Origin of the sequence: Tardiphaga sp. vice304 (assembly GCF_007018905.1) — a bacterium.
In the GTDB taxonomy this organism is placed as follows: Bacteria; Pseudomonadota; Alphaproteobacteria; order Rhizobiales; family Xanthobacteraceae; genus Tardiphaga.
In genome coordinates this window covers 5330961-5357358 of sequence record NZ_CP041402.1, presented here as the reverse complement: position 1 = coordinate 5357358, position 26398 = coordinate 5330961, and the positions used below count along the sequence as shown (strand labels likewise).

Sequence of the window (26398 nt, the reverse complement as noted above, 5' to 3'; positions counted from 1 at the left end):
ACCATCGATTCGACGGTAAGGCGAGCAATTTTCGGCTCGATCAGCAGCAAACGGCAGCGTGATGTGGCAGGAGATGATGACATCTAAATAACGGACGACCCGCCCGGGGGACAGCCGGGCGGGTCGATGCGACACGGGGAGGGTGGTACGACACGGGGTGGATGAGGCGCCCGTGCCGGACGCGGATCCACTTCGGTCGGACGGGAAGCTCAGTAGTTGCAGACCCGGGTGCGGCCGACGTAGTGGCCCCAGGCATCGTACTGGCGAACCAGGCCACAACGGCGATAGCCATAGCCGTAGCCGTAGCCGTAGCCGTCACTGGCGGCGATCGCGCTGCCGACGATGGCGGCGCCGGCGAGGCCGGCGGCGATGCCGTAGCCGTAGCCCGGGCCCTTGGCCTCGGCCTGCTGGGTCGAGGAAGCGATGGTGCCGGCGGCGGTCAGCGCGACGAGAGCGAAAGCAGCAATCCTGGTCTTGATCGACATGGGAAACTCCATCCGTTGGTGCGGCCGGTGTGGCCCGCATGCCCAGTAGTCGCAGGCTTCACGGACGGGGTTCGAGTGAGAGGTCGGCTATTTGGTTTCCGAAGGGTTTCATGGGTTTGCGAGAAGCGTTGCGCGGAGCCAAACTCACGGCCGTTATCCTGAGGTGCTCGTCCGAAGGACGAGCCTCGAAGGATGCGGCCACGGATGCCGGCGCTAGCGGCCATCCTTCGAGGCCGTCGCAACAGCGACGGCACCTCAGGGTGACGGCGGAGAGTGTGGCGACTAGCCGCTCTTCGGTCCATGGCTGAGCGCGGCCACGTCGAATCGCGCGACGTCTTCCAGCAACTCGCAGAACGCCTTCGCGCCGTGCGCGAGCAGCGCCTCGCCCTTTTCGGCTGATGCCTGCGTGGCGTTGCCAATCGCGCCGGAGCGGTTGAGGTCTTCGGCCTGCCAGGCGAACGGCGCCGGGCGCGAGGCCGACAGCCAGCGGTAGTCTTGCTCCATGGCGATCGCCGACGACGCGAAGTTCGCGATCTCCTTCTCGCGCACCAGCTGCGGATAGCGCGCCTGCATGATAGAGGTCTCGACCGCGCCGCCATGAATGCCATGTTTCAATTCATCGGCCGTGAACAGCCCGTCCGGCGCACCAAACCGGGCCCACGAGGTCGCGACGACCAGCATGCCGTATTCGGCGCGCAGATCCTGCGCCACCAGCGTCATCGCCGCCGAGTTGCCGCCATGGCTGGTGACCATCACCAGTTTCTCGATGCCGGCGCGCGACACGCTTTCGCCGATCGCCATCCAGTTCTGCAGCGCGACGTCGGTCGGCAGCGTCAGCGTGCCGGGGAAGGAAAGATGCTCGGTCGAGAGGCCGACCGGTTGCAGCGGCAGGAAGGTGGCGGGCACCTCGTCGGCCAGCTGCCTGCGGACCTCTGCCAGATAGGCTTCGGCGATCAGGATGTCGGTGCCGATGGGCAGATGCGGGCCGTGCTGCTCGGTCGCCGCCAGCGGCAGCACGGCGATCCAGTCGGCGGGTTCGCCGCGGGCGATGTCGGGCCAGTGAATGGCGGTCCAGTCACGGGGAGGCAGCGCAGAAGTCATCGCAAGGCACGTTTCTTTGTCTGGATTTGCGGGGTATTTTGCAGCAACCCCCGGCGACGGGTAGCGTGTCAGACCGAACGCCTGTACCACCCTTTCGCTCGTGCATCATGGGCCAAAACGCGCCACGGAGTCCAATATGAGCCCGCTTTGCCTGTTGCGATCGTTAATCCTGGGCGTTGCCATGACCGCGTCGGTGCTGGCGCCGGCCCGTGCGCAAGCTACGCTGGACAAGGTCAGTTTCGGCACCAACTGGGTCGCCGAGGCCGAGCATGGCGGATTCTTCCAGGCCGTCGCCGACGGAACCTACAAGAAATACGGCCTCGACGTCACCATCGTGCCGGGCGGGCCGAATGTGAACAACCGCATCCTGCTGATCTCCGGCAAGCTCGATTTCTTCATGAGCGCCAACACGCTGCAGGGCTTCGACGCGGTGGCCAACAATGTGCCGGTGGTCGCGGTCGCCGCGGTGTTCCAGAAGGACCCGCAGGTGTTTCTGGCGCATCCCAATCCCAAGGTGAAGACGCTCCAAGACCTCAAGCCGATGACCATCCTGATCTCCAAGGAGGGCGTCGCCGGCTACTTCCAGTGGATGAAGAAGGAATACGGCTTCAGCGAAAGCAAGGTGAAGCCCTACACCTACAATGCGCAGCCGTTCATCGTCGACAAGAACAGCGCGATGCAGGGCTACGTGACCTCGGAGCCGTTCGTGGTCGAGAAGCAGGCCGGCTTCAAGCCGATCGTGATGCTGCTCGCCGATTACGGCTTCGACGGCTATTCGACGCTGATCGAGGCGCGCCGCGACACGGTCGACAAGAAGCCTGACCTCGTGCAGCGCTTCGTCGATGCCTCGATGATCGGCTGGTACAACTACCTCTACGGCGACAACAAGGCCGCCAACGAGGTGATCAAGAAGCTCAACCCGGAAATGACCGACGAGTTGCTGGCCTATTCCACCGCCAAGATGAAGGAATACGGCATCGTCGATTCCGGCGACACGCTGAAGGACGGCATCGGCGCGATGACCGAGGCGCGTGTTGCCTCGTTCTTCGGCAAGATGTCGAGCGCCGGCGTGGTCAAGCCGGATATCGATTTCCGTCGCGCCTATACGCTGCAATTCGTCAACAAGGGCGTCGGCGTCGATCTCCGGCCGAAGAAGTAGCGCATGGCGGTATCCGCGATGCCGGCCACGAGCGACGCCGCGATCGCGCTGCGCGGCGTCACCAAGGTCTATGACAACGGCACGGTGGCCCTAGGCCCGCTCGACCTCACGGTGCGGCACGGCGAATTCGTCTCGCTGCTTGGCGCGTCGGGCTGCGGGAAGTCGACGGCGCTCCGCATCATCGCCGGGCTTACCCAGGCCAGCAGTGGCGTGGTCGATGTCGCCACGCGCTCCGGCCATACGATCGGCTTCGTGTTTCAGGAGCCGACCTTGATGCCGTGGTGCAACGTGCGCGACAATGTGCGGCTGCCGCTGAAGCTGGCGCATGTCGCAAATCGTGAGTCGGACGCGCGCGTCATGGAAGCGCTGGCGCAGGTCGGGCTTGCGGACTTCGCCAGCTCCTACCCGCGCGAACTGTCCGGCGGCATGAAGATGCGGGTGTCGCTGGCGCGGGCGCTGGTCACCGATCCAGATATTCTCTTGATGGACGAGCCGTTCGCCGCGCTCGACGAGATCACCCGCTTCAAGCTCAATAATGATCTGCTCGAGCTGTGGCGTCGCTTGCGCAAGACCGTCGTGTTCGTCACCCATTCGGTGTTCGAATCGGTGTATCTCTCGCAGCGCGTGGTGGTGATGACGCCGCGGCCCGGCCGCATCAGCGCAGACTGCCGGATCGATTCGACCGAGCCGCGCAGCGACGCGTTCCGCACCTCGGTCGCCTATGCCGAACATTGCCGCGACGTCTCGCAGGCGCTGATGCAGGCGAGCGCATGAACGGGCTGGAAGAGATCCCCGCCGCCACCCGCGAACCGCGCAGCCACGGACGCTGGCTGCGCATGCTGCTGCCGCTGATCGTGTTCGCCGTCGGGCTGTCCGCATGGGAGGCCATTGTCCGGCTTGGCGAAATCCCGCCCTATCTGCTGCCGGGCCCGTTGCTGATCCTGCAGACGATGATCTCCGACTGGACGGTGCTGTCGGAATCGCTCGGCGTCACGCTGCTCACGGCGCTGGAAGGCTTCGTCGCCGCAGCTATCGGCGGCATCGCGCTGGCGCTGCTGTTCAACCGCTCGCGGTGGCTGGAATATTCGCTGCTGCCCTATGCGGTGATCCTGCAGGTGACGCCGGTGATCGCGATCGCGCCATTGATGCTGATCTATCTGCCGCAGCAGACCGCCGTGGTTGTGTGCGCCTGGATCGTGGCGTTCTTCCCGGTGCTCGCCAATACCACGCTCGGGCTGAATTCCGTGGACCGGAATCTGGCGGGCCTGTTTCAGCTCTACGGCGCCACGCGACGGCAGATGCTGCTCTATCTCAAGCTGCCGGCGGCGCTGCCGGAAATCCTCGGCGGGCTGCGTATTGCCGGCGGGCTGTCGCTGATCGGCGCGGTGGCGGCGGAAATCGCCGCGGGCTCGGCCGGCGCCGGCTCCGGGATCGCCTATCGCATCTCCGAGAGCAGCTACCGGCTCAACATTCCCCGGATGTTCGCCGCCTTGCTGTTGCTCTCGGCCGCCGGGGTTGTCATCTATATGGTACTCGCGCTGCTGTCCCATGGGGTGTTGCGGCGCTGGCATGATAGTGCACTGCGAAAGGACAATTGATGGCCTCGGCAACTTCATCGGACAAGATCGACCTTCTGATCTACGGGCCGAGCAAGCCGCTGATCGAGCGCGGCTTCACCGATCAGTACGAATTGCATAAGTTCGAGACGCTGGCCGATCTCGAGCGACTCTCCGCTGAGGCCGCCGGGCGCATTCGCGGCATCGCAGTGACCGGCCTGGTGCCGACCAACGCGCCGGTGCTGTCGCGCTTTCCGAAGCTCGAAATCGTGTCCTCGTTCGGCGTCGGCTACGATCATATCGACGCCAAATACGCGGCCGAGCGCAACATCATCGTCACCAACACGCCGGACGTGCTGACCGAGGAAGTCGCCGACACCGCGCTCGGCCTGTTCATCGCCACCGCGCGCGAATTCATCAAGGCGGATAAATATGTCCGCTCCGGCCTGTGGGCGACGCAGCCCTATCCGCTGAGCGTCGGCTCGCTGCGCGACCGCAAGGTCGGCATGGTCGGCATGGGCCGGATCGGCCAGGCGATAGCGCGACGGCTCGAGGCCTCGCTTGTTCCGGTGGTGTATCACTCGCGCAACCCGGCCGCCGGCGTCACGCAGCAGCATTACCCGAACCTGATCGAGATGGCGAAGGCGGTCGACACGCTGATCGTGATCACGCCGGGGGGAGCCTCCACCGCCAACATGATCAATGCCGACGTGATGAACGCGCTCGGACCGCGCGGCATCATCATCAACGTCGCGCGCGGCTCGGTGATCGACGAGCCGGCGCTGATTGCGGCGCTGAAGTCCGGCACCATTCTCGCCGCCGGCCTCGACGTGTTCGCGCAGGAGCCGAAGGTGCCGGACGAACTGCGCGCCATGTCGAATGTCGTGCTGCTGCCGCATATCGGCTCGGCCTCGGTGGTGACGCGCAATGCGATGGACCAGCTCGTCGTCGATAATCTGAAAGTCTGGTTCAACGGCAAGGCGCCGATGACGCCGATCCCGGAAACCCCGGTGAGGGGCCGCTGAGATGCGCCTGCTGCTGCAGGCACTGGGGACCGTGCTGGCGATCGTGGGTGCGCTGCCGGCGTCGGCGCAGGATTCGGCAGCCTTGAAGAAAACCATGGTCGGGCAGTGGGAGCTGTCCACCACCGAGCGCAGCAAGACCTGCGTCGTGACGCTGAAGGCCGACGGCTCGCCGCAGGGACTGAAGCTCGAACTCGAGCCGACGTGCCCGAAGGCGCTGCCTTTTACGAAAGACATCGCGACGTGGTCGATCCGCGGTCTCGATATCGTCCGGCTGCAGGACGGCACCGGGCAGTCGGTGATCGACTTTACCGAAGTCGAGAGCGGAATCTACGAGGGCCTGCGCAGCGGCGAGGGCGTCTACATCCTGCAAAATCTGGCAGCGGCACGCTCGCTGGCGAAATCGATGGACCAGATGATCGGCGACTGGTCGATGATGCGCGGCAATGGCCGCAACATCTGCGGGCTGACGCTGACCAACACCGAAACGACATCGGACAATTTTGCGGTGTTCCTGAAGCCGCGCTGCGATCCTCTGGTGGCGGGCTTCAATCCGGTGCAGTGGCGGCTGGAGCGCGGCGCGCTGATACTGATGTCGGCTTCCGGCGAGACCTGGAGTTTTGAGGCCGACGACAACGCGCAGTGGCGACGGATGCCGGACAGCGCCGATCCGCTGATCCTGGTCAGGAATAATTGAAGTTGGAATAACTCGGTGTTCGTGTTGCACGCTGCCTTCGCATGTCGTCCCGCGCGAACGCGGGGACCCATACACGCTGTCGTGTTGCTTTGCTCGCTAGCAATAGCCTTTTTCAACTATAGCGTCGGAGGTTATGGGTCCCCGCGTTCGCGGGGACGACCGGAGAGTGCTGAGCGAACGACTGCGTCCGCGCCTTCCTAGATCAGCTTCAGCCCCTTCAAACTCGCATGACCGTTCTTGCCGACGATGATGTGGTCGTGCACCGAAATCCCGAGCGGCCTGGCGACGTCGATCACCGAGCGGGTCATCTGGATGTCGGCCTGCGACGGCGTTGGATCGCCGGAGGGGTGATTGTGCACCATGATGATCGCGGTGGCGGACAGCTCCAGCGCGCGCTTGACGACTTCGCGCGGATAGACCGGCGTGTGATCGACGGTGCCGACCTGCTGCACCTCATCCGAAATCAACTGGTTGCGCTTGTCGAGAAACAGGATGCGAAACTGCTCCTTGTCGGCGAAGGCCATCGCGGTACGACAATAGTCGATCACGGTGGCCCAGGACGACAATACGGTGCGGCTCTTCAACTGGCCTTTGCTGATGCGGGAGGCCGCCGCGGCGATCAGCCGGATCTCGGTGATCGCGGCCTCGCCGAGGCCGCCGACCTCACGCAGCCGCGCTTCGGGCGCGTTGACCGTTTCGGCGAACGAGCCGAACTTGCCGATCAGCGCCTTGGCCAGCGGCTTGACGTCGCGCCGCGGCAGCGCGCGGAATAGCACCATCTCCAGCAGTTCATAGTCGCTCAGCGCGTCGGCGCCGGCGCTGCGAAAGCGCTCGCGCAGCCGCTCGCGATGGCCGTGATAATGCGGGGCCTCTTCAAGGCCGGGGAGGGGATCGATGGGCTGCTTGGCATCTGCGGGCATGGACACAACAGGGCAGGTGGAACTGCCCGTCAGCATGCCGTGCCCGGCAGCTTTTGCAACTCCGAATTGCCGGCGGCGATCAGGCCGCGGTCGGCGGCTGTTCGTTATGCCGCTTCGACAGCGTGAAGATCTCGACGCCGGTGGCGGTGACGCCGACGGTGTGCTCGAACTGCGCCGACAGCGAGCGGTCGCGGGTCACGGCGGTCCAGCCGTCCGACAGCACCTTCACATGCGGCTTGCCGAGATTGATCATCGGCTCGATGGTGAAGATCATGCCGGGCTTGAGCGGCACGCCCTCGCCGGGGCGCCCGACATGGATGATGTTCGGTTCGTCGTGGAACAAGCGGCCGACGCCGTGGCCGCAGAAATCGCGCACCACGCTCATCTGCTGCGGTTCGACGAAGCTCTGGATGGCGTGGCCGATGTCGCCGGTGGTGTTGCCGGGCTTGACCACGGCGATGCCGCGCATCAGCGATTCATAGGTGACGTCGATCAGCCGCTCGGCCTTGCGGGCGATCGGACCCACGGCATACATCCGGCTCGAATCGCCGTACCAGCCATCGACGATCAGCGTGACATCGATATTGACGATATCGCCTTCCTTCAGCGCGCGGTCGCCCGGCATGCCGTGGCAGACCACATGATTGATTGAGATGCAGCTCGCGTAGCGGTAACCGCGATACATCAGCGTCGCCGGAAATGCGCCATGGCGGAAGCCGAACTCGCGGACGAAATCGTCGATGGTCGAGGTCAGCACGCCCGGCTTCACCAGATCGGTGAGCTCGTCGAGACACAGCGAGGTCAGCGCGCCGGCCTTCCGCATGCCGGCAAAGGCGCCGGGTCCGTGCAGCTTGATCTGCCCGGTCTTTCGCTGGGCGGCTTCGGTGGCTTCGACGTAACTCATCTGATTCTTGCCAGGCGGGTCAGGGACGGTGATGTCTGATTTGAATATTCAACTTAATGGCTTGAGCGCGTAGCGCAAGTCATGGCGGCGGTGTCCTGATGCTCCATTCAGGCAGGCTTGCTTGAGCGGGAGGCATCCAGCCATGCCGCGCAGCACGTACAGGTGTGGCATCCTGCCATATCAAATAGGGCGCATGCGACATTCAGACCTTACTGTTTCATGTTCTGGTCAAGATTGACTAGCACAATACACTTCCAGGTTGTCGTCCGGTCCTTTTTTTCAATTGCGCTCTCACGCCCCAATGCATCACACCGTCAGGAGAGCCAGATGGCGCGCCGATCTCAGGCTGCATCGTCCTCGAAGGCCGCCATTCGCATCGACGGCGCGCCGAGGCTGTGTACGCCGGTCCGGACCCTGATTATCAGCGACGTCCGGCTTTACCGCGATGCGCTTGCGCTACGGCTCGCCCAGAATGCCCGCATCAATATCGTCGGGGCGGCCGAACATCGCGGCGCGATGCCGGATGTCGAACGGCTCGAGCCCGAGATGCTGCTGCTCGATGTCTGCGACTGGCAGCATCTCGATCTGGTTCATACCCTGACGAAGCTGCGGCCCGGGCTTGGCATTGTGGCACTTGCGGTGCCCGAGGTGGCCGGCAACGTGATCTCCACCGCGCTGCAGGGGATTGCGGGCTGCGTGCCGCGTGACGGATCGATCGACGATGTCATCGCACTGATCGAACGGCTCGCGAGTTGCCGCGACGCCATCGCGCGCTCGGTCTCGATCGTGCCGCCTTCGGGGGATACCAACCTCAATGGCGAAGGCGTTCTAATCGATCTGACGCCGCGCGAAAGCGAGATCGCGCAGATGATCGAACTCGGCCTCTCCAACAAGGAGATCGCGCGCCACCTCGGCATCGAGGTCGGCACGGTCAAGAACCACGTGCACAATATCCTGGAAAAATTGCAGGTGCGGCGGCGCCATCAGGCCGCGCACCGGATACGCGGACGGCTCGCCTCGCTGTAAGGCATGCGGCCCGACCAAGCCGGCCGATCCGCTTCGCGCGGATCGGCCGGACGTTCATCACAGCAATCCTGCTGCCCGCAACTGGGCCAGCCGCTGCAGCAGTGCCGGGTGGATGCCCGGCGACGGCATCGGCGCGGCTGCAAACGGCGAGAATTGTCCCTGTTGCCCGCCGAAGGGCGCGTACACATTGCCCGGGAATGCCGCCGGAGCGAATTGGCCGGCCGCCTCGGCCAACGGGACGTTCTGGGCGGGAACCGCGAACGCACCGGGCGCAGCGGCGGCGGGCTGTGCGGAAGCCTGCGCGACGCCGGCCAGGCCGGAGGTCTGCAGATCCGGCAGCCCGGCGCCTTCGCGCGTCGGATCGCCGAGGAAGCGGACGCCGCCATTGGCGAGGATGGCGAAGAGCTGCGCGACCCGCTGCTCGCTGCGCGCCTGGCTGGCGTCGCGGAGCAGGGGGTGGTGGGCGAGCAGCAGCGCGCCGAGGCCCGTGACGTGCGGTGTCGCCATCGACGTGCCGTCCCAGGCCGCGTAGCCGCCGCCCGGCACGGTCGAGACGATCGCGACGCCGGGCCCGGCGATCGCTATCTGCGGACCAAAGCAGGTGAACTTCGGCGAGAACATCTGTCCGGCCACCATGTTGGGCACCACGTTCTGCGCATGGTAGCTGTCCGGCGGAAACTGGCCGAGCATCCCCATCGCCGCGACCGTGAAGACCGACGGCAGCATGCCGGGGAACTGCACCGGGCCGCTGGCATTGCCGGCGGCGACGATGCAGGCGACGCCGCTGCGCCGCGCCTCCACCAGCTTGTTGGCGACCAGCTCGGAGCCCGCGCTGCTGCCGAGACTCATATTGACGATATCGAGCCGGCGATCGATCGCCTGGTCCAGCGCATCGATCAGGTCGCTGAAGCGGCCGCCGGGAAATACTTTCAGCGCATGGACTTCGGCCTGCGGCGCAAAGCCGCGAATTCCGGCCACGGCGTTCGATGCGGCCGCGATGATGCCGGCACAATGGGTGCCGTGCGACATCGTATCGTTGGTCCAGCTCGTGGCATCACGGTTGTTGGTGAGGTCGACGCCGCGCGTGATGTGGGTGAGCTGCGGATGGCTGTTGTCGCAGCCGGAGTCGATGATGCCGATCTTGACGCCTTGCCCGGCGAGCGAGCCGGCGATCTGGTCGAGCTTCATCTGCCGCTGTCCCCAGCCGACCATCCCGGTATTGGGGAAGTTCGGGAAGGTGTCGCTCAGCGGGCGGAGCTGCAGCGTGTTGACGCCGCTGGACAGCCCCGGTCGTTGAATCATGCGATCCCAGTGATCGGCGAACGGCTTCACATAGATCGCCTGCACCGTTTCGATCGGGCCGCCGAACAGAGTGACGGAAACCTCGCCCCTGTCGTCGGTTTGGCCCTGCGCCGGGAAGCCCTGCCCGTACACATAGACGGTGGCCTTCGGCAGCGGACGACCGCCGAGGCCGACCACGCGGATCCGGATATCGATGCCGACGCCCGGCGCGAAGGCGAAGGCATTGTTGAAGGCCGTAAATCCCGCATCGTCGGCGTGCTGCAGCAGCGCGTCGCGCTCGATGATGACATTCGGCGGCGCGGAAGCGCTGAGCGCCAGGCCGCGCGCCGGATCCATCTCCGCGACGATGATCTCGCCGGTGGTGCCGGCACCGGCCGAGAACGCGCCGAAGCCGCGCGGCTGCACGCGCTTGACGATGCGGACGTCCGGCATGCTGTTCAGCGTCGAGAGAATGACCTCGGTCGCCATCGGCTGGACGCCGGGGATCGGCCGCGAGGCGACCAGATAGCGCGCCGGCCGCACCGCGACGGTGGCATCGACCGTTGTGCGTGGCGGCGCGCCGCCATTGCCGGATGAACTACCATTCGTGCCGTTCGTGGAGCCATTGCCAGACCCCTGGGTCTGGCCATGCGGGGAATCATTGTTGGTCGGCTCAGCCATTGCGTGTTCCTCTCACATTGGTACTGGATGAGCGCCGGCCGCGCGGTCAGAACGGCGTCAGCCTGGCGTTGGGCTCGATGATCAGCGTGTCGTTGAAGCGGGAGCGCAGTTCGTCGAACGACTGCGTCGGCAGATTGACGACCAGCCGCGGCTGGTCCGCGCGTCCGCCGCGCTCGAGAATTTGCGCGCCGGGAATTTTTTTGAGATGCTCTTCGAAGGCGGAAAGGTCGGCCGCGTTGCCGCGCGGCGCGATCAGGAATTGGTCGAAGTCGCCTGACCCATTGGCCATGATGTTCGTCCTTGCTGGAGGGAAGCGCCCGCGGCGATTCCGCCGCAGGCGCCTCGCAATGTGTCAGGTCCGCCGCGGCACGCAAGCGCCGCGGCGGACGATGTTGTCGCGTCACCCGATGTAGCTGCCGGGGTAACCGTAGTTCTGATAGATCGGGACATTGCCGAGACCCTGCGGGCCGGCTTCGAATGGCAGCAGGGTGCCAAGAGCCCCGCCCGCTATCCTGCCGATGTTCTGCCCGAGGTTGCGGTTGCCGAACGCCCGACCGATCGCACCGCCGCCGAGGCCGCCAAGCACGCTTCCGGCAAGGCCGCCGAAGAAGCCCTGCGGCGCGAGTTGCCCATTGGCATCCTGCTGCTGGGCCTGGGCGTAGGGGTCATAGCCCTGCGGTCCGGCCTCGAACGGCAGCAGCCGGCCGATCTGTCCGGCGATGCCGCCGACCTGCTGGCCAAGGCCGCGGTTGCCGAAGCGTCCGCCGATCCATCCGCCGACCGGACCTGCGATCTGGCCGATGGCGTCACCGATGAAACCCTGCGGCGCGAGTTGCGCAGCGGCTTGCTGCTGATATTGCCCATAGGGGTCGTAGCCTTGCGGTCCGGCTTCAAACGGCAGCAGCCGGCCGAGTTGTCCGGCGATGCCGCCGATCTGCTGGCCGAGACCGCGGTTGCCGAGACGCCCGCCGATCGCGCCGCCGATCTGCCCGCCGAACTGGCTGGCGAGGTCGCCGAAGAATCCCTGCGGCGCGAGCTGGCCGCCCGCATCTTGCTGCTGGTATTGCGCGTAGGGATCGTAGCCCTGCGGTCCGGCCTCGAACGGCAATAGCCGGCCGAGCTGTCCGGCGATGCCGCCGACCTGCTGGCCCAGCCCGCGATTGCCAAGGCGTCCGCCGATCCATCCGCCAACCGGGCCGGCGAGCTGGCCGATGGCGTCACCGAAGAATCCCTGCGGCGCGAGCTGACCGCTCGCATCCTGCTGCTGATACTGCGCGTAGGGAACGTAGCCCTGCGGTCCGGCTTCGAACGGCAACAGGCGGCCGAGCTGTCCGGCGATGCCGCCGATCTGCTGGCCGAGGCCACGGTTGCCGAACCGTCCGCCGATCGCGCCGCCGAGCGGGGCACCGACCTGTCCGAGCAGATCGCCGAAGAAGCCCTGCGGCGCAAGCTGCGCGGCGGCTTGTTGCTGGTACTGCGCATAGGGATCGTAGCCCTGCGGTCCGGCTTCGAACGGCAGCAGGCGGCCGAGCTGTCCGGCGATTCCGCCGATCTGCTGGCCGAGACCGCGGTTGCCGAACCGTCCACCGATCGCGCCGCCGAGCGGGGCACCGACCTGTCCGAGCAGATCGCCGAAGAAGCCCTGCGGCGCAAGCTGCGCGGCGGCTTGTTGCTGGTACTGCGCATAGGGATCGTAGCCCTGCGGTCCGGCTTCGAACGGCAGCAGGCGGCCGAGCTGTCCGGCGATTCCGCCGATCTGCTGGCCGAGACCGCGGTTGCCGAACCGTCCACCGATCGCGCCGCCGAGCGGGGCACCGACCTGTCCGAGCAGATCGCCGAAGAAGCCCTGCGGCGCAAGCTGCGCGGCGGCTTGTTGCTGGTACTGCGCATAGGGATCGTAGCCCTGCGGTCCGGCCTCGAACGGCAGCAGGCGTCCGAGCTGGCCGGCGATTCCGCCGATCTGCTGGCCGAGGCCCTGATTGCCGAACCGCCCGCCGATCCATCCGCCGAGCGGACCGCCGAGCTGGCCGAGGGCATCGCCGATGACACCCTGCGGTGCGAGTTGCTGGCCGGCCAGCATTCCTGGCGGCGGCGAGGCGGGTTGGTATCCGTAGAACTGCGAATTCATGGTTGCTTCCTTTTCCGGTGCTGTCGCGATGAAGCTCACGCTCTGATGCGATCCCCGCGCGACGATGAGGGATCGCAGAGAGGCCGGACGATAATTTCGGGGAAGCAGGGCTGGGAATGGATCATATGATCCAGACGAAGGCACATGAACGATTGCGCCCGTTACGACGTGATGCGGCCTGCGCCAGTGAACGAGTGCGAAGCCGAAGAATTTCTTTGTTCAGGATAGCGTCGCGCGACGAAAAATTTTCCGCGCTAACCCGGCATCTCGATCACGGCATTCTCCACCGGCAGTGCGCCGCCGCGAATTCGTAGTTCGCGCACGGGATATGGAACGCGTATGCCTTCGCGCTTGAAGGCGTCCCACAGGCCGAGCATCACGTCGCTCTTGACTGCGTCCATGCCGTCCGGCGAGTCGATCCAGAAGGTCAGCGCGAACTTCATGCCGGCTTCGGTGAATTCGGCCAGCAGGCAATTCGGCGGCTTGGCCAGGCTTGCGCGCGGCGAGGCCGCCGCGACCTCGATCGCGAGCTTGCAGACGAGGCGCGGATCGGCGTCGTAATTGGCACCGAAACTGACCTTCACCAGCGTATCCTTGTCGGTGTAGGTCCAGTTCACCACCTTCTGGGTGATGAGGTCCTCGTTCGGAATCAGGAATTCGCGGCCATCGCCGGCAGCGACCGAGATGTAGCGCGTGTTCATCGCGCTGATGCGGCCGGAACTGTCGCCGATGGTGACGAGATCGCCGGGCTTCACCGATTTGTCGGCCAGCAGGATGACGCCGCTGATGAAATTGGCGACGATCTTCTGCAGGCCGAAGCCGATGCCGACGCCGACCGCGCCGGAGAACACCGCCAGCGCCGACAGGTTGATGCCGACCGCGCCCATCACCAGCGCGATGGCGAACACCATCAGCAACAGCCGCACCAGCTTGACCAGCAGCACCTGGATCGACGGCGTGAGGTCGTGCGCCTGGTTGATGCGGCCTTCGAGGAAGTTGCTGGCGAGGTTCGACAGCCACAGCGCCACCGCCAGCAGCACGCCGAGCTTGATCAGCAGCAGCGGCGTCAGGCGGAGGTCGCCGAGTTCGATGCCGACGGAGTCGAGCAGCGCGATGGTGGCGCCGAGCTGGCCGAGAATACTTAATGCGGCGACCAGCCAGGCCGAGATCGCCACCAGCCGGACCATGAACTCGTTGCGGATCACGCTGGTGACCAGCCGGATCACCAGCCAAGCCAGTGCCAGCTTGGCGGCGACCGCGAGCAGGTAGCTGCGGCTCGGCCAGGTCGAGTGTGACATGACGATGCGGGCGATGGTCATCAGCACGGCGAAGGCCGCGGTGGAGGCGCTGCTGATCAGGATGCGCGTCAGCATCCGCAGCGGGCCGGGCCAGCCCATCGCCAGCGCGGTCAGGTCGGTCCGGGCCCGGATGGCCGCGCCGATGGCAAAGGCGACGCCCGCGCCGGTCAGCATCACGCCGAACTGCAGGTAGAACCACGGCGAGGTGACCTCGGCGCCCCATGACCGGGCCGCGGCCAGCAGCATTTCGTAGCCGTCGTTGAGTTCAAGCATCGTGACGCCCCGCCGCGCGCTGGTTGATTCGATGGGCGGTAGATTCACACAAGCGCCGCGCCGGCGCCATCGGCGGGCATGCTCGGCGTGGCAGGCCGTGCTGCAGCGGTTGGATTGCTCCGGGCAGAAATCGGTTGGCCTCCACCGGAGCCGACGATAGACATGCAGGTGCATCCTTTCACCGCGGAGTCTCATGGCCTCACTCGATTCAGTCAGCCTTTCCATTCTGCTCGGCAGCGTGCTGGTGATGGCCGGGATGCTGTCGAGCCTGCTTGCGCTGCGCTTCGGCGCGCCGTTGCTGCTGTTCTTTCTTTTCATCGGCATGCTGGCGGGCGATTCCGGGCCGGGCGGTATTCGCTTTGACGACGTCCACACGACCTATCTGGTCGGCTCCGTGGCGCTGGCGCTGATCCTGTTCGACGGCGGGCTGAAAACGCGCTTCCAGAGTATCCGCGCCGTGCTCGCGCCCTCGATGATGCTGGCCACCGTCGGCGTGTTGCTGACGGCGCTGATCACCGCCCCGGTGGCGAAATTCGCGCTCGGGCTCGACTGGACCGAGGCACTGCTGATCGGCGCGGTGGTCGCCTCGACCGACGCTGCCGCGGTGTTCCTGCTGATCCACGGCCAGGGCCTGCGGCTGCGGCCGCGCGTCGGCGCCACGCTGGAGGTCGAATCCGGCACCAACGATCCGTTCGCGGTGTTCCTTACCCTGATGCTGGTCAAGATCATCGCGCTGGGCAGTGCCACGGCGGGCCATGTCGCGCTGGAATTCGCCCAGGAGGTCGTGCTCGGCACCTTGATCGGCGTGGTCGGCGGCCGGATGGTGGTGCTGTCGCTGAACCGTGTCGCTCTGCCGCAGGGGCTGCATGCGCCGTTCGTCTGCACCGCGGCGCTCGTGATCTTCGGCCTGTCGCAGATGCTGCACGCCTCCGGCTTCCTGGCGGTCTATCTCGCCGGCATCGTGATAGGCAACCGGCCGACGCGGGCGCATAATTCGGTGGTGGCCTTCCTCGATGCCGCGACCTGGCTGGCGCAGATCGTGATGTTCGTGATGCTCGGCCTGCTGGTGTCGCCGCAGCGCCTGATCGTGAGCATCGTGCCCGCGGTCGCCGTGGCGCTGGTGCTGATGCTGGTGGCACGGCCGGTCGCGGTGTTCCTGTGCCTGGCGCCGTTTCGCTTCAACTGGCGCGAGAAGCTGTTTGTCGCCTGGGTCGGGCTGCGCGGCGCGGTGGCGATCTTCCTGGCCTCCATTCCGATGCTGGTCGGGCTGCCCAAGGCCTATCTGTATTTCGACGTCGCCTTCGTCGTGGTCATCATCTCGCTGCTGCTGCAGGGCTGGACGCTCGCCTTCGCCGCGCGAAAGCTGCTGGTCGCGTTGCCGCGCTCTGACAAGGGCCCGCGGCGCATCGAACTCGACCTGCCGGGCCAGCTCGAACAGCAACTGGTCGGCTATTCGGTGCGGCCGAAGAGTCTGTATCTCAAGCGCGGTTTGATTCCGTCGTGGTCGAAGCCGACGTTGGTGATCCGCGACGAGCGGATTCTCACGCCCGCCGAGGCCGATCCGGTCGAGGCCGGCGATTATCTGTATCTGCTGGCGCCGCCGGAAAAGGCCGAGTCGCTCGATCGCTTCTTCGTCGATATGCCGCCGAGCACCGCGCCGGATCCGCATCTGCTCGGCGATTTCGTGGTGTCCGGCGAGATCACGCTCGGCGACCTCGCCGCGATCTACGGCATCGCCGTGGACCCGGCCGAAACCGGCCTGACGCTGGCGGATTATTTCGACGTCCATCTCGACCGCGCGCCCACCGTCGGCGCCGCGCTGCCGGTGGATGCGATCGATCTGGTGGCGCGCAGCCTCGGCGGCGGCCGGGTCAACGTCGTCGGCTTGCGGTTGCCCGAAGACGAGGAGGCGCCGGCGCCAAAGCTGACACGACGGCAGTTCGCCAAGCGTCGGCTGCTGAAGGTCTGGAAGTCGCTGTCGGGGGCGTGACGGTTTCGTAGGGTGGGCAAAGCTCTGGCGCGCGAAGCGCGTCGGGGCGTGCCCACCGCCAATCGTAACGCGGTGGGCACGGCGCAAGGGCGCCTTTGCCCACGCTACGGCTGAGGCAACACCTCGACGCCGCCAAACGCAGCCACCCTGCCGCGCTTCAGGATCACCACATCCGTCGCCACTTGCCGCATCTCGTCGGGGTCGTGGCTGACATAGACCATCGGGATGTCGGCCTCGTCGCGCAACCGCACCAGATAGGGCAGGATTTCGGTCTTGCGCTCGTCGTCGAGCGCGCCCAGCGGCTCGTCGAGCAGCAACAGCCGCGGCCGTGACAGCAGCGCGCGGCCGAGCGCCACGCGCTGGCGCTCGCCGCCGGACAGGCTGCCGGGACGGCGCTGCAGGAGATCGCCGATATCCAGCAGCGCATTGATGCGGCTTTCCTGCGCAGGATCGCGCGGAAGCGCATTCATCCGCCGCCCGTAATCGAGATTCTGCGCGACGTCGAGATGCGGAAACAATCGCGCGTCCTGGAACACGTAGCCGATGCGGCGACGATGCGGCGGGACATCGAGACCGGCCGCGGTGTCGACCAGTGGTTCGTCGTCGATGCTGATGTGGCCGCGATCAGGCGTCTCCAGGCCGGCGATCAGGGAGACCAGCGAGGTCTTGCCGGCGCCGGAGCTGCCGAACAGACCGGTGACCCGGCCCTCGGTGGTGAAGGCGACTTCAAGGTTGAAATGGCCGAGCTTCTTGCTGACATCGACACGCAGCATGGTCAATTCCCGTGCAGGCGAAGGGTGGCGCGGCGCGCGAACCACTCGGAGGCGATCAGGGCCGCGACCGCGATGCCGATCGAGATGATCACCAGCCGAAGTGCTGCGGTGTCGCCGTCGGGCGTCTGGATCAGCGAATAGATCGCCGAGGCAATCGTCTGGGTCTCGCCGGGAATGTTGGAGACGAAGGTGATGGTGGCGCCGAACTCGCCGATCGCCTTGGCAAACCCCAGCACCATGCCGGCCAGCACGCCGGGCATCGCCAGCGGCAGCGTCACGGTGGCAAACACTTTCCACGGGCTGGCGCCAAGCGTGGCGGCCGCCTGTTCGAGCTTGCGGTCGACCGCCTCGATCGACAGCCGGATCGGCCGCACCAACAGCGGGAACGACATCACGCCGCAGGCGAGCGCGGCGCCAGTCCAGCGAAACGCGAATACGATGCCGAAATGCTCGGCCAGGAAGCTGCCGACCATCCCGCGCTTGCCGAGCGTCAGCAGCAGCAGATAGCCGGTCACCACCGGCGGCAACACCAGCGGCAGATAGATCACGGCATCGACCAGCGACTTGCCCCAGAAATTGCGCCGCGCCAGCAGCCAGGCGACGCCGATGCCGAGCGGGGTAGAGACCAGCGTGGCGATCACGGCGACCTTGAGCGAGAGCAGGATCGCCGTCCATTCGGTGGGGGAGATGTCGAACACGTCGTCAGGTCGTCGGGCTGATCAGGAAGTTGAAGCCGTATTTCTCCAGGATCGTCTTCGACGCCGTGGTCTTCAGGAAGGCGAGATAGCCGGCGGCTTCGGGCTTCGCCATTGCGGTCGCGGCGACCGGATAGATGATGGCCGGATGTGACGAGGCCGGGAAGGTGCCGACGATCCTGACGCCGGGATCGATCCTGGCGTCGGTGGCGTAGACGATGCCGAGCGGCGCCTCGCCGCGCGACACCAGCGCCAAAGCGGCGCGGACGCTGTCGGCCATCGCGAATTTCGGCTCGGCGGCCGCCCAGCTACCGAGCTTTTCGAGCGCCGCTCTGGCGTATTTGCCGACCGGCACCGACTTGACGTCGCCGGTGGCGATCCGGCCGTCGCCGGCGAGTTTCGCGAGATCGAAGCCCTGATCGATCGTGACGTTGTCGAGCTTGGAATCCTTGGCGGCGATCAGCACCATGCTGTTGCCGAGCAGGTTGACCCGGGTCGGCTCGTTGATGGTCTTCTTTACAATCGCGTAGTCCATCCAGTCGGTATCGGCGGACACGAACACATCGGCCGGCGCGCCCTGTTCCATCTGTTTGGCGAGGACCGAACTGGCGGCGTAGGACGCCGTGACCTTGATACCGGTCCTGGCGAAATAGGCGGCGTTGATATCGTCCAGCGCGTTCTTCATCGAGGCGGCGGCGAACACTGTCAGGCTTTTGTCCTGGGCCTGCGCGGACGAATAATTCGCTCCGAGCAGCATCATGAAAGCGAGGGCAGTTACAGAGAATCGGTTCATCTGGCGCTCCATGCAGGTCCACAGCGCGAAGCGCACGCATACCCGGCGTTGTCGAGGGAGGGGGCGACAGGCGGAAGCGCCGTTCCAGCAAGCCCGGCGATTTACGATCGTCGGGCATATCGCGTAGCAACATTAGCAGGCTGAGGGACGGCGTAAAGCCCGATGATGAGCCGTCATCTGTGACTACGGTGCGGCCAGCACCTGCCGGCAGGCGGGCGGCAACTCGGCCAGCGTCATCGGCGGCTTCGGTTTCGGCGGCACCAGCGGCGGCTTCGGATGCAGCACCGCGTCGCTGAACCAGTAGCCCAGTTCGGCCGTGCCGCAGCCCTCGCTGTCCGTCGGCGGCGGCTGCGACTCGCAGTCGGCGCTGCCCGCCGGACATTTGATGCGGACGTGGAAGTGATAGTCGTGTCCGTACATCGGCCGCACCTTGGACAGCCAGTTGCGATCGCCTCTGGCCTCGCGGCACAGCGCCTTCTTGATCGCGGCATTGACGAAGATGCGCTCCACCGCCGGCTCCTGCGCCGCCGCGCGGATGACGGGGAGATGGCTCGGCGTCCACACCGCGGGATCGATATCCAGCCGGTCGCGCCGCACCATCATCACCGCCGACATTTCCTCGCGCTCGTTGCGCGACAATTGCCGGTTGGGCATCGGGGTCAGCCAGATGTCGGCATCGAGCCCGACCTGATGGCTGGCATGGCCGGTGATCATCGGGCCGCCGCGCGGCTGCGACATGTCGCCGACCAGCAGGCCGGGCCAGCCTGCGATCCGGTTGGCTTTGGCCGCCAGCCGCTCCAGCACGTCGATCATCTGCGGATGCGCCCAGTTGCGGTTGCGCGACAATCGCATCACCTGCCAGTTCGGCCCGTTGATCGGCAGCGCTTCGGCGCCGGCGATGCAGCCCCGGGCGTAGAAGCCAAATACCTGCGTCGGCGTCCGCGACGGCAGCACCTTGCGGCCGAACAACTCCTTGGCGCCGAGCTGCGGGTCGTTCGGATTGGCCAGCGGCGGCAGCGGCTTCGGCTGCACACTGCCCTTGTCCTGCGCCCACGCGCCGTCGATCAAAGCGATCGCGACGATGGAAGCGATCGCGACCATCGTCGCGGGAAGTAGCAGCGATGCCATCAGACGTCTGTTCATGCCGGTCCATGTTAGCGCAACTGGACGTCCATTTCAGCCGTGATCCGTTAACACTTCGCTAACTTAATCTTCGACTGGCGCAATTATCGGCACCCCTTTCCCGACGCTGTCATGCGCTTATTTTATCTCGATTTATGAGTGCTTTATGCCGGTCATCCGGTGGCCGAGGACGCCGTTCCGCCGGTTTGTGCCTATTGTCCAGGCAGGTCGATGTACAATGACTCACTACCGCCAAAGCAGAACAATATGGTCACGGCGAAGTGATACCAATTTTTTAGAGACTTTCCCGCACAACCACTTCTTGCAGGATGCAAGTGGAAGCGACATGCCGAAATTCCGGCCAGCGGCGAAGAAGAATCTGAAAGCCGGCGAACCTCCGATCCGCATCGGCCGCACGATGCAAGCTGCGCCAAAGCTGGCGACACGCCGGCGCGCCAGCGAGATCGGCGAGATCGTGCGCCAGCGCGCGCAAGCCGAGGCGGCGGTCGCCGACGCCCGCAAATCCCACGAGCGGCTGCGCGAGGCGATCGACATCCTGCCGCAGGGCGTCGTGTTTCTCGATTCCGACGGTCGCTACATCCTCTGGAATAAAAAATACGCGGAGATCTACAACCGCAGTTCGGACCAGTTCGTGCCCGGCGCGCGGCTGCAGGATACGATCCGCGTCGGCGTCGAGCGCGGCGACTATCCGGAGGCGATCGGCCGCGAGGACGAATGGATCGCCGAGCGGGTCGCCCGGCTGTTTCATCCCGGCGAACGCCATGAGCAGACCCTCGCCGACGGCCGCGTCATCCTGATCGAGGAGCGCCTGACCGTGGGCGGCGACGTCATCGGACTGCGCGTCGATATCACCGAGCTGAAACAGCGCGAGGCCTCGTTCCGGCTGTTGTTCGACAGCAACCCGGTGCCGATGATCGTCTGCGCCCTCGACGACGAACGCATTGTCGGCGTCAACGACGCCGCGGTGGAGCATTATGGCTATACCCGCGCCGAGTTCGAGCGGCTGACGATCCGCCATCTGCAGGCGTTCGAAGCCGAGGCGCCCTGGGCGCGCGACCAGTCCAGCGACGAGCAGCCGGCGCGGACCTGGAAGCACGTTAAGGCCGACGGCTCGCTGATCGATCTGGCGATCTATTCTCGCCACCTGACCTATGGTGACGAGCCGGCGGTGATGCTGGCCCTGATGGATATCACCGAGCGCAAGCGCGCCGAGATGCGGCTGGCGTTCATGGCGCATCACGATGGCCTGACCGGGCTGCCGAACCGCAACCTGCTTCGCCAGCGGCTCGACGAGGTGCTCGCGCACTCCCGTCGCGGCGGCGAGAAGGCCGGCATCTTGTTTCTCGGCCTCGACAATTTCAAGTCCATCAATGACACGCTCGGCCACGGCATCGGCGACAAGCTGCTGCGCGGCGTGGCGCGCCGGCTGCGCTCGACCGTGCGCGAGGAAGACGCGGTCGCGCGGCTCAACTCCGATGAATTCGCCATCATTCAGACCGGCATCAACCGTCCCGAGGACGTCGTGCTGCTGGCGCGCCGGCTGCTCCAGGCGATCGGCGAACCCTTTCTGCTCGATGGCCATTCGGTGGTGATCGGCGCCAGCGTCGGCATCGCGATGGCGCCCTCCGACGGCGACGATTCCGAGCGGCTCATGAAGAACGCCGACATGGCGCTGTCGCGCGCCAAGAACGATTCGCGCGGCACGTTCAGCTTCTTCGAAGCCGGCATGGATGCGCGTGCCCAGACCCGGCGCAAGATCGAGCTCGATTTGCGCGCCGCGCTCCAGGGCGACCTGCTGCGGCCGCACTACCAGCCGCTGATCGACCTCAAGAGCGGCCGCATCACCGGGGTCGAGGCGCTGGTGCGCTGGCAGCATCCGGAACGCGGCATGATCTCGCCGGGCGATTTCATCCCGGTCGCCGAAGACACCGGCCTGATCAATGTGCTGGGCGCGCAGATCCTGCGCCGCGCCTGCATGGAGGCCGCGGCGTGGCCGGACCCCGTGCGCGTCGCGGTCAATCTGTCGCCGCTGCAGTTTCGCGTCGGCAATCTGCTGTCGATCGTGATGGATGCGCTGAAGCAATCCGGCCTGCCGGCCCGGCGACTGGAGCTGGAGATCACCGAGACGCTGCTTTTGGAAAAGAGCAGCCAGGTGCTGGCGACGCTGCATGCGCTGCGTGCGCTCGGCGTGCGGATTTCGATGGACGATTTCGGTACCGGCTATTCGTCGCTCAGCTATCTGCGCAGCTTTCCGTTCGACAAGATCAAGATCGACCAGTCCTTCGTGCGCGACCTCGGCGCCAACCGCGATGCCCAGGCGATCGTGCGCGCGATCATCAGCCTCGGCGTGGGCCTCGGCGTCACCATCACCGCCGAAGGCGTCGAGACCGAGGACGAACTGGCCTGCCTGCGCGCCGAGGGCTGCCATGAGGCGCAAGGCTACCTGTTCAGCCGCGCCCGGCCGAATGTCGAGATCGTCGAATTGCTGCGCGCGCAGAGCATCGTGCCGGAAGCGGACGAGGCGCAGGTGGCGTAGAGCCTGTAGCCCGGATGGAGTGGACGTGTCGCGTAAGCGGCGCGACCACGCAATCCGGGAAGCGTAGCTTGATCGATAAGCCGGCCCCGGATTTCGCTTCGCTCCATCCGGGCTACGCTCACTTCACATATTGGCACCCGCCGTCCTTCATCGGGCGAAACACCTGCTCGCCCGGCACTTCGGCCAGCACCTTGTAGTAATCCCACGGCGCCTTGGACTCCTCCGGCTTCTTGACCTCGAGCAGGAACATGCTGTGCACCATGCGGCCATCCTTGCGCAGCACGCCGTTGTCGGTGAAGGCGTCGCGCACCGGCGTCTCGCGCATCTTGGCCAGCACCGGCTTGGTGGCGCGCGTGCCGGCGGCCTTCACGGCGTTGAGATAATGCAGCGTCGCGCTATAGGTCGCCGCCTGGTTCATGGTCGGCATCCGCTTCATCTTGTCGAAGAACTTCTTGCCGAAGGCGCGGGTGCGGTCGTTGAGGTCCCAGTAATAGGCCTCGGTGATGATCAGGCCCTGCGCCATTTTCAGCCCGAGCGAGTGGATGTCGGAGATGAACATCACGATGCCCGCCAGCTTCTGCCCGCCGGCGACGATGCCGAATTCGGAGGCCTGCTTGATGGTATTGATGGTGTCGCCGCCGCCATTGGCGAGGCCGACGATCTTCGCCTTCGACGCCTGCGCCTGCAGCAGGAACGAGGAGAAGTCCGCGGTGTTGAGCGGATGTTTCGAGGAGCCGACGACTCTGCCGCCTGCGGCGCGCACCACGTCGCCGGTGTCGCGCTCGATCGAATGGCCGAACAGATAGTCGGCTGTGATGAAGTACCAGCTATCGCCGCCCTGCTTGACGATGGCGCTGCCGACGGTGTGGGCATTGCCGTAGGTGTCGTAGGTCCAGTGCGCGGTGTAGGGCGAGCATGACTTGCCGGTGATGTCGGACGACGCGGCGTCCGTCACGATCATGATCTTCTCGAACTGCTTCGACATCTCCATGCCGGCCAAAGCGGTCGCCGAGGTCGGCATGTCGATGATCATGTCGACATTTTCCGCCTCATACCATTTGCGCGTGATGGTGGCCGCGACATCGGCCTTGTTGAGCGCATCGGCCGTCACCAGCTCGATCGGCTTGCCGAACATCTGGCCACCGAATTCCTCGATCGCGATCTTCGTCGCCTCGACATTGCCCTGGCCACCGATGTCGGAATAGACCGAAGCGAAATCGGCCAGCACGCCGATCTTCAGCGGCAGATTGGATTGCTGCGCCTGTGCATTCGTCCCCAGCCAGATTGATACAGCCAGCGTCGTCGCCGCCACCATGCGGTGCGAGATCATTCCGTCCTCCCGATGTTATGTCACGCGCCGTTTTCGGCGTCGTCGTCGCAGCATGGGTCGGCATGAAGCTGCAGGCAAGCGGATTGGATGTTGCGGTGCGCTGGGGCACGCTATCAATCGCTTCAATCAGGCTTGCCGCGCAAGGCCAAGAACGACCAGAAGCGAGCGATCGAGTTGTTGGGCGGTTTCGACGTCGATATGGCCGATCAGGCTGCGAATTTGTTCGCGGCGGATAGCAGCCATCTTGTCCGTCATGATCTGCGAGCGCAGACGTAGTCCGTTTTCCGCGCTCGGATCGACATATGGTCTCAGGGGAAAGCCGTCTTGAATGTCGGTTGTCATCGGACAGATAAAGATCGTCGAAAACTCGGCGTTGAATTCATCGGCTTGAACGATGACGCCAGGCCGCGGTCGTCCAAGATCGCGCGGGGCAATCATCAGAACGATGTCCCCGCGTTTTATCTCCATTCGTCCCAGTCGATCGCCTTGTCCAGCCAATCGTCGAGTTCGGCATTCTGCGGATGCTGCGCCATCAGTTTTGCCTGACGCTTCAGGTCGGCGACCACAGCCGGATCGCGCAGATCCGGTACCCAGTACTGCACCGGCCGAAGCCCCTGCGCGCGCAACCGCTCGCGCCGCGACGCCATGCGTTGCTGCGATGTTTGGGCACCAGTTTTCTTTGGCGTCGTAGACATCTAGAGTAACGTAACATGTTACGAGTTAAGTGCAACAGTCAGCGTGCCGCAAGAAAGCGGCAGCCCATCAACTATCCACCTTCAGCGCGGCAATAAACGCTTCCTGCGGGATTTCGACCTTGCCGAACTGCCGCATCTTCTTCTTGCCTTCCTTCTGCTTCTCCAGAAGCTTGCGCTTGCGGCTGATGTCGCCGCCGTAGCACTTGGCTGTCACGTCCTTGCGCATCGCGCGCACCGTTTCGCGGGCGATCACCTTGCCGCCGATTGCGGCCTGGATCGGGATCACGAACATATGCGGCGGGATCAGGTCCTTCATCTTCTCGACCATCGCGCGGCCGCGGCCTTCGGCGCGGTTGCGATGCACCAGCATCGACAGCGCATCGACCGGCTCGTTGTTGACCAGGATCTGCATCTTGACGAGATCCGCGGCCTTGTAGTCGGTGACGTGATAGTCGAACGAGGCGTAGCCCTTGGAGATCGACTTGAGGCGATCGTAGAAATCGAACACCACTTCGTTGAGCGGCAGGTTGTACTTCACCATCGCGCGGGTGCCGATATAGGTCAGCTCCTTCTGCGTGCCGCGGCGGTCCTGGCACAGCTTCAGAACCGAGCCGAGATATTCGTCGGGAGTGAGGATGGTGGCTTCGATCCATGGCTCATGGATCTCGGCGATCTTGACGACGTCCGGCATGTCGATCGGATTGTGGATCTCGATCTCGCTGCCGTCGGTCAGGTGCATTTTGTAGATCACGGAGGGCGCGGTCGCGATCAAATTGAGATCGAACTCGCGGGAAAGGCGCTCCTGGATGATCTCCAGATGCAGCAATCCTAAGAAGCCGCAGCGGAAGCCGAAGCCCAGCGCGGCGGAGGTTTCCATTTCAAACGAGAACGAGGCGTCGTTGAGCCGCAGCTTGCCCATCGCGGCGCGCAGCGTTTCGAAATCGTCGGCGTCGACCGGGAACAGGCCGCAGAACACCACGGGGACGGCGGGCTTGAAGCCCGGCAGCATCTCGGTGATCGGGTGCTTGTCGTCGGTGATGGTATCGCCGACGCGGGTGTCGGCGACTTCCTTGATCGCCGCGGTGATGAAGCCGATCTCGCCGGGGCCGAGTTCGTCGACCGCGGTCATCTTCGGCGTGAAGAAGCCGACGCGCTCCAGATCATAGGCGGCGTTGGTGCCCATCATGCGGACGCGCATGCCCTTTTTCATCACGCCATCGACGACGCGGACCAGCACGACGACGCCGAGATAGACGTCGTACCAGGAATCGACCAGCAGCGCCTTTAGGGGTGCTGCGCGGTCGCCCTTCGGCGGCGGCAGCCGGGTGACGATGGCTTCCAGCACGAGATCAATGCCGATGCCGGTCTTGGCCGATATCATCACCGCGTCGGAGGCGTCGATGCCGATGACGTCCTCGATCTGCTGCTTGACCTGGTCGGGTTCGGCGGCGGGCAGGTCGATCTTGTTGAGCACCGGCACGATCTCGTGGCCGGCGTCGAGCGCATGATAGACGTTGGCGAGCGTCTGGGCTTCCACGCCTTGCGAGGCGTCGACCACCAGCAGCGAACCTTCGCAGGCCGCCAGCGAGCGCGAGACCTCATAGGCGAAGTCGACGTGGCCGGGCGTGTCCATCAAATTGAAGATGTAGTCCTGGCCATCCTTGGCGAGGTAATTCAGCCGCACCGTCTGCGCCTTGATGGTAATGCCGCGCTCGCGTTCGATGTCCATCGAATCGAGCACCTGCTCCTTCATTTCGCGCGCCTGCAACCCCCCGGTCTGCTGGATCAGCCGGTCGGCCAGGGTCGACTTGCCATGATCGATATGAGCGACAATGGAGAAGTTGCGGATGTTCGAAATCGGGACGGTTGTCATGCGCGCGGGATAGCATTCGCGCCCCCTTGCGGCAACCTT

Annotated in this window: 24 protein-coding genes; 8 read left to right on the top strand and 16 right to left on the bottom strand. The window is 65.2% G+C overall.

What is annotated here, in order from left to right; translation table 11 throughout:
• Positions 1-209: 209 nt before the first annotated feature.
• Together FNL56_RS25560 and FNL56_RS25555 are read right to left on the bottom strand one after the other, a co-directional pair.
• A complete protein-coding gene (locus FNL56_RS25560) occupies positions 210-485 on the bottom strand; it encodes a hypothetical protein (RefSeq protein ID WP_143578404.1) in 276 nt (91 codons plus the stop codon).
• A 282-nt stretch (positions 486-767) separates the two neighbouring features.
• Complete coding sequence (locus FNL56_RS25555; protein ID WP_143578403.1) at positions 768-1586, bottom strand: creatininase family protein; 819 nt, start codon at positions 1584-1586, stop codon at positions 768-770.
• Between the two features lie 136 nt (positions 1587-1722).
• Between FNL56_RS25555 and FNL56_RS25550 the strand changes: the two genes are divergently transcribed.
• The 5 genes from FNL56_RS25550 (at position 1723) to FNL56_RS25530 (ending at position 6020) form a co-directional block, all read left to right on the top strand.
• Positions 1723-2745: an ABC transporter substrate-binding protein gene (locus FNL56_RS25550; RefSeq protein ID WP_143578402.1), complete on the top strand. Its 1023-nt coding sequence runs from the start codon at positions 1723-1725 to the stop codon at positions 2743-2745.
• Positions 2746-2748: 3 nt separating this feature from the next.
• On the top strand, positions 2749-3519 hold the full coding sequence (locus FNL56_RS25545; protein ID WP_143575627.1) for an ABC transporter ATP-binding protein: 771 nt from the start codon (positions 2749-2751) through the stop codon (positions 3517-3519).
• A 62-nt stretch (positions 3520-3581) separates the two neighbouring features.
• Positions 3582-4343: an ABC transporter permease gene (locus tag FNL56_RS25540; RefSeq protein ID WP_246661042.1), complete on the top strand. Its 762-nt coding sequence runs from the start codon at positions 3582-3584 to the stop codon at positions 4341-4343.
• Positions 4343-5326 (top strand): 2-hydroxyacid dehydrogenase, encoded by a 984-nt coding sequence (locus tag FNL56_RS25535; RefSeq protein WP_143575625.1) that lies wholly within the window; start codon positions 4343-4345, stop codon positions 5324-5326. Before FNL56_RS25540 ends, FNL56_RS25535 begins: the two co-directional genes overlap by 1 nt.
• A 1-nt stretch (position 5327) precedes the next feature.
• Positions 5328-6020 carry an AprI/Inh family metalloprotease inhibitor gene (locus FNL56_RS25530; protein WP_143575624.1) on the top strand — a complete coding sequence of 231 codons (693 nt, stop codon included), beginning with the start codon at positions 5328-5330 and terminating at the stop codon, positions 6018-6020.
• A gap of 197 nt (positions 6021-6217) precedes the next feature.
• Here the strand turns inward: FNL56_RS25530 and radC are convergent, their stop codons facing one another.
• A complete protein-coding gene (radC, locus tag FNL56_RS25525) occupies positions 6218-6940 on the bottom strand; it encodes a RadC family protein (RefSeq protein WP_143575623.1) in 723 nt (240 codons plus the stop codon).
• 79 nt (positions 6941-7019) lie between these two features.
• Entirely contained in the window at positions 7020-7844 is an 825-nt protein-coding gene (map, locus tag FNL56_RS25520) for a type I methionyl aminopeptidase (protein WP_143578401.1), read from the bottom strand.
• A gap of 327 nt (positions 7845-8171) precedes the next feature.
• Here map and FNL56_RS25515 point away from each other — a divergent pair, with 327 nt between their 5' ends.
• Positions 8172-8870 (top strand): LuxR C-terminal-related transcriptional regulator, encoded by a 699-nt coding sequence (locus FNL56_RS25515; RefSeq protein WP_168203027.1) that lies wholly within the window; start codon positions 8172-8174, stop codon positions 8868-8870.
• Between the two features lie 57 nt (positions 8871-8927).
• On the opposite strand, the gene FNL56_RS25510 is transcribed toward FNL56_RS25515, so the two are convergent.
• The 4 genes from FNL56_RS25510 to FNL56_RS25495 form a co-directional block, all read right to left on the bottom strand.
• On the bottom strand, positions 8928-10832 hold the full coding sequence (locus tag FNL56_RS25510; protein ID WP_143575620.1) for a S8 family serine peptidase: 1905 nt from the start codon (positions 10830-10832) through the stop codon (positions 8928-8930).
• A 46-nt stretch (positions 10833-10878) separates the two neighbouring features.
• Positions 10879-11121, bottom strand: a complete 243-nt coding sequence (locus FNL56_RS25505) for a hypothetical protein (protein ID WP_143575619.1) — start codon at positions 11119-11121, stop codon at positions 10879-10881.
• A 111-nt stretch (positions 11122-11232) separates the two neighbouring features.
• The gene (locus tag FNL56_RS28075) at positions 11233-12960 is read right to left on the bottom strand and encodes a hypothetical protein (RefSeq protein ID WP_210245438.1); all 1728 of its coding nucleotides are present in this window, start codon (positions 12958-12960) and stop codon (positions 11233-11235) included.
• A gap of 254 nt (positions 12961-13214) precedes the next feature.
• Positions 13215-14531, bottom strand: a complete 1317-nt coding sequence (locus FNL56_RS25495; protein WP_143575618.1) for a mechanosensitive ion channel family protein — start codon at positions 14529-14531, stop codon at positions 13215-13217.
• 193 nt (positions 14532-14724) lie between these two features.
• On the opposite strand from FNL56_RS25495, the gene FNL56_RS25490 reads away from it, so the two are divergent.
• Entirely contained in the window at positions 14725-16521 is a 1797-nt protein-coding gene (locus FNL56_RS25490) for a potassium/proton antiporter (RefSeq protein WP_143575617.1), read from the top strand.
• Positions 16522-16625: 104 nt separating this feature from the next.
• Here FNL56_RS25490 and modC read toward each other — a convergent pair whose 3' ends face one another.
• The 4 genes from modC to mepA all read right to left on the bottom strand — a co-directional run bounded on the left by modC (position 16626) and on the right by mepA (position 19925).
• Positions 16626-17294 (bottom strand): molybdenum ABC transporter ATP-binding protein, encoded by a 669-nt coding sequence (modC, locus tag FNL56_RS25485; RefSeq protein WP_143575616.1) that lies wholly within the window; start codon positions 17292-17294, stop codon positions 16626-16628.
• Positions 17295-17296: 2 nt separating this feature from the next.
• On the bottom strand, positions 17297-17992 hold the full coding sequence (gene modB, locus FNL56_RS25480; protein ID WP_143575615.1) for a molybdate ABC transporter permease subunit: 696 nt from the start codon (positions 17990-17992) through the stop codon (positions 17297-17299).
• 4 nt (positions 17993-17996) lie between these two features.
• Positions 17997-18782: a molybdate ABC transporter substrate-binding protein gene (gene modA, locus FNL56_RS25475; protein WP_143575614.1), complete on the bottom strand. Its 786-nt coding sequence runs from the start codon at positions 18780-18782 to the stop codon at positions 17997-17999.
• 183 nt (positions 18783-18965) lie between these two features.
• The gene (mepA, locus tag FNL56_RS25470; protein WP_143575613.1) at positions 18966-19925 is read right to left on the bottom strand and encodes a penicillin-insensitive murein endopeptidase; all 960 of its coding nucleotides are present in this window, start codon (positions 19923-19925) and stop codon (positions 18966-18968) included.
• Positions 19926-20322: 397 nt separating this feature from the next.
• Between mepA and FNL56_RS25465 the strand changes: the two genes are divergently transcribed.
• Positions 20323-22461 (top strand): putative bifunctional diguanylate cyclase/phosphodiesterase, encoded by a 2139-nt coding sequence (locus FNL56_RS25465; RefSeq protein ID WP_441351313.1) that lies wholly within the window; start codon positions 20323-20325, stop codon positions 22459-22461.
• 118 nt (positions 22462-22579) lie between these two features.
• On the opposite strand, the gene FNL56_RS25460 is transcribed toward FNL56_RS25465, so the two are convergent.
• From FNL56_RS25460 to lepA, 4 genes are all read right to left on the bottom strand, one after another.
• Complete coding sequence (locus tag FNL56_RS25460) at positions 22580-23791, bottom strand: ABC transporter substrate-binding protein (protein WP_143575611.1); 1212 nt, start codon at positions 23789-23791, stop codon at positions 22580-22582.
• Positions 23792-23917: 126 nt separating this feature from the next.
• The gene (locus tag FNL56_RS25455; RefSeq protein WP_168203026.1) at positions 23918-24259 is read right to left on the bottom strand and encodes a type II toxin-antitoxin system PemK/MazF family toxin; all 342 of its coding nucleotides are present in this window, start codon (positions 24257-24259) and stop codon (positions 23918-23920) included.
• Entirely contained in the window at positions 24250-24438 is a 189-nt protein-coding gene (locus FNL56_RS25450) for an antitoxin MazE family protein (RefSeq protein WP_246660788.1), read from the bottom strand. The genes FNL56_RS25455 and FNL56_RS25450 overlap by 10 nt, the downstream gene beginning before the upstream one ends.
• Before the next feature lie 115 nt (positions 24439-24553).
• On the bottom strand, positions 24554-26359 hold the full coding sequence (gene lepA, locus FNL56_RS25445; protein ID WP_143575609.1) for a translation elongation factor 4: 1806 nt from the start codon (positions 26357-26359) through the stop codon (positions 24554-24556).
• Between the last annotated feature and the right edge of the window lie 39 nt (positions 26360-26398).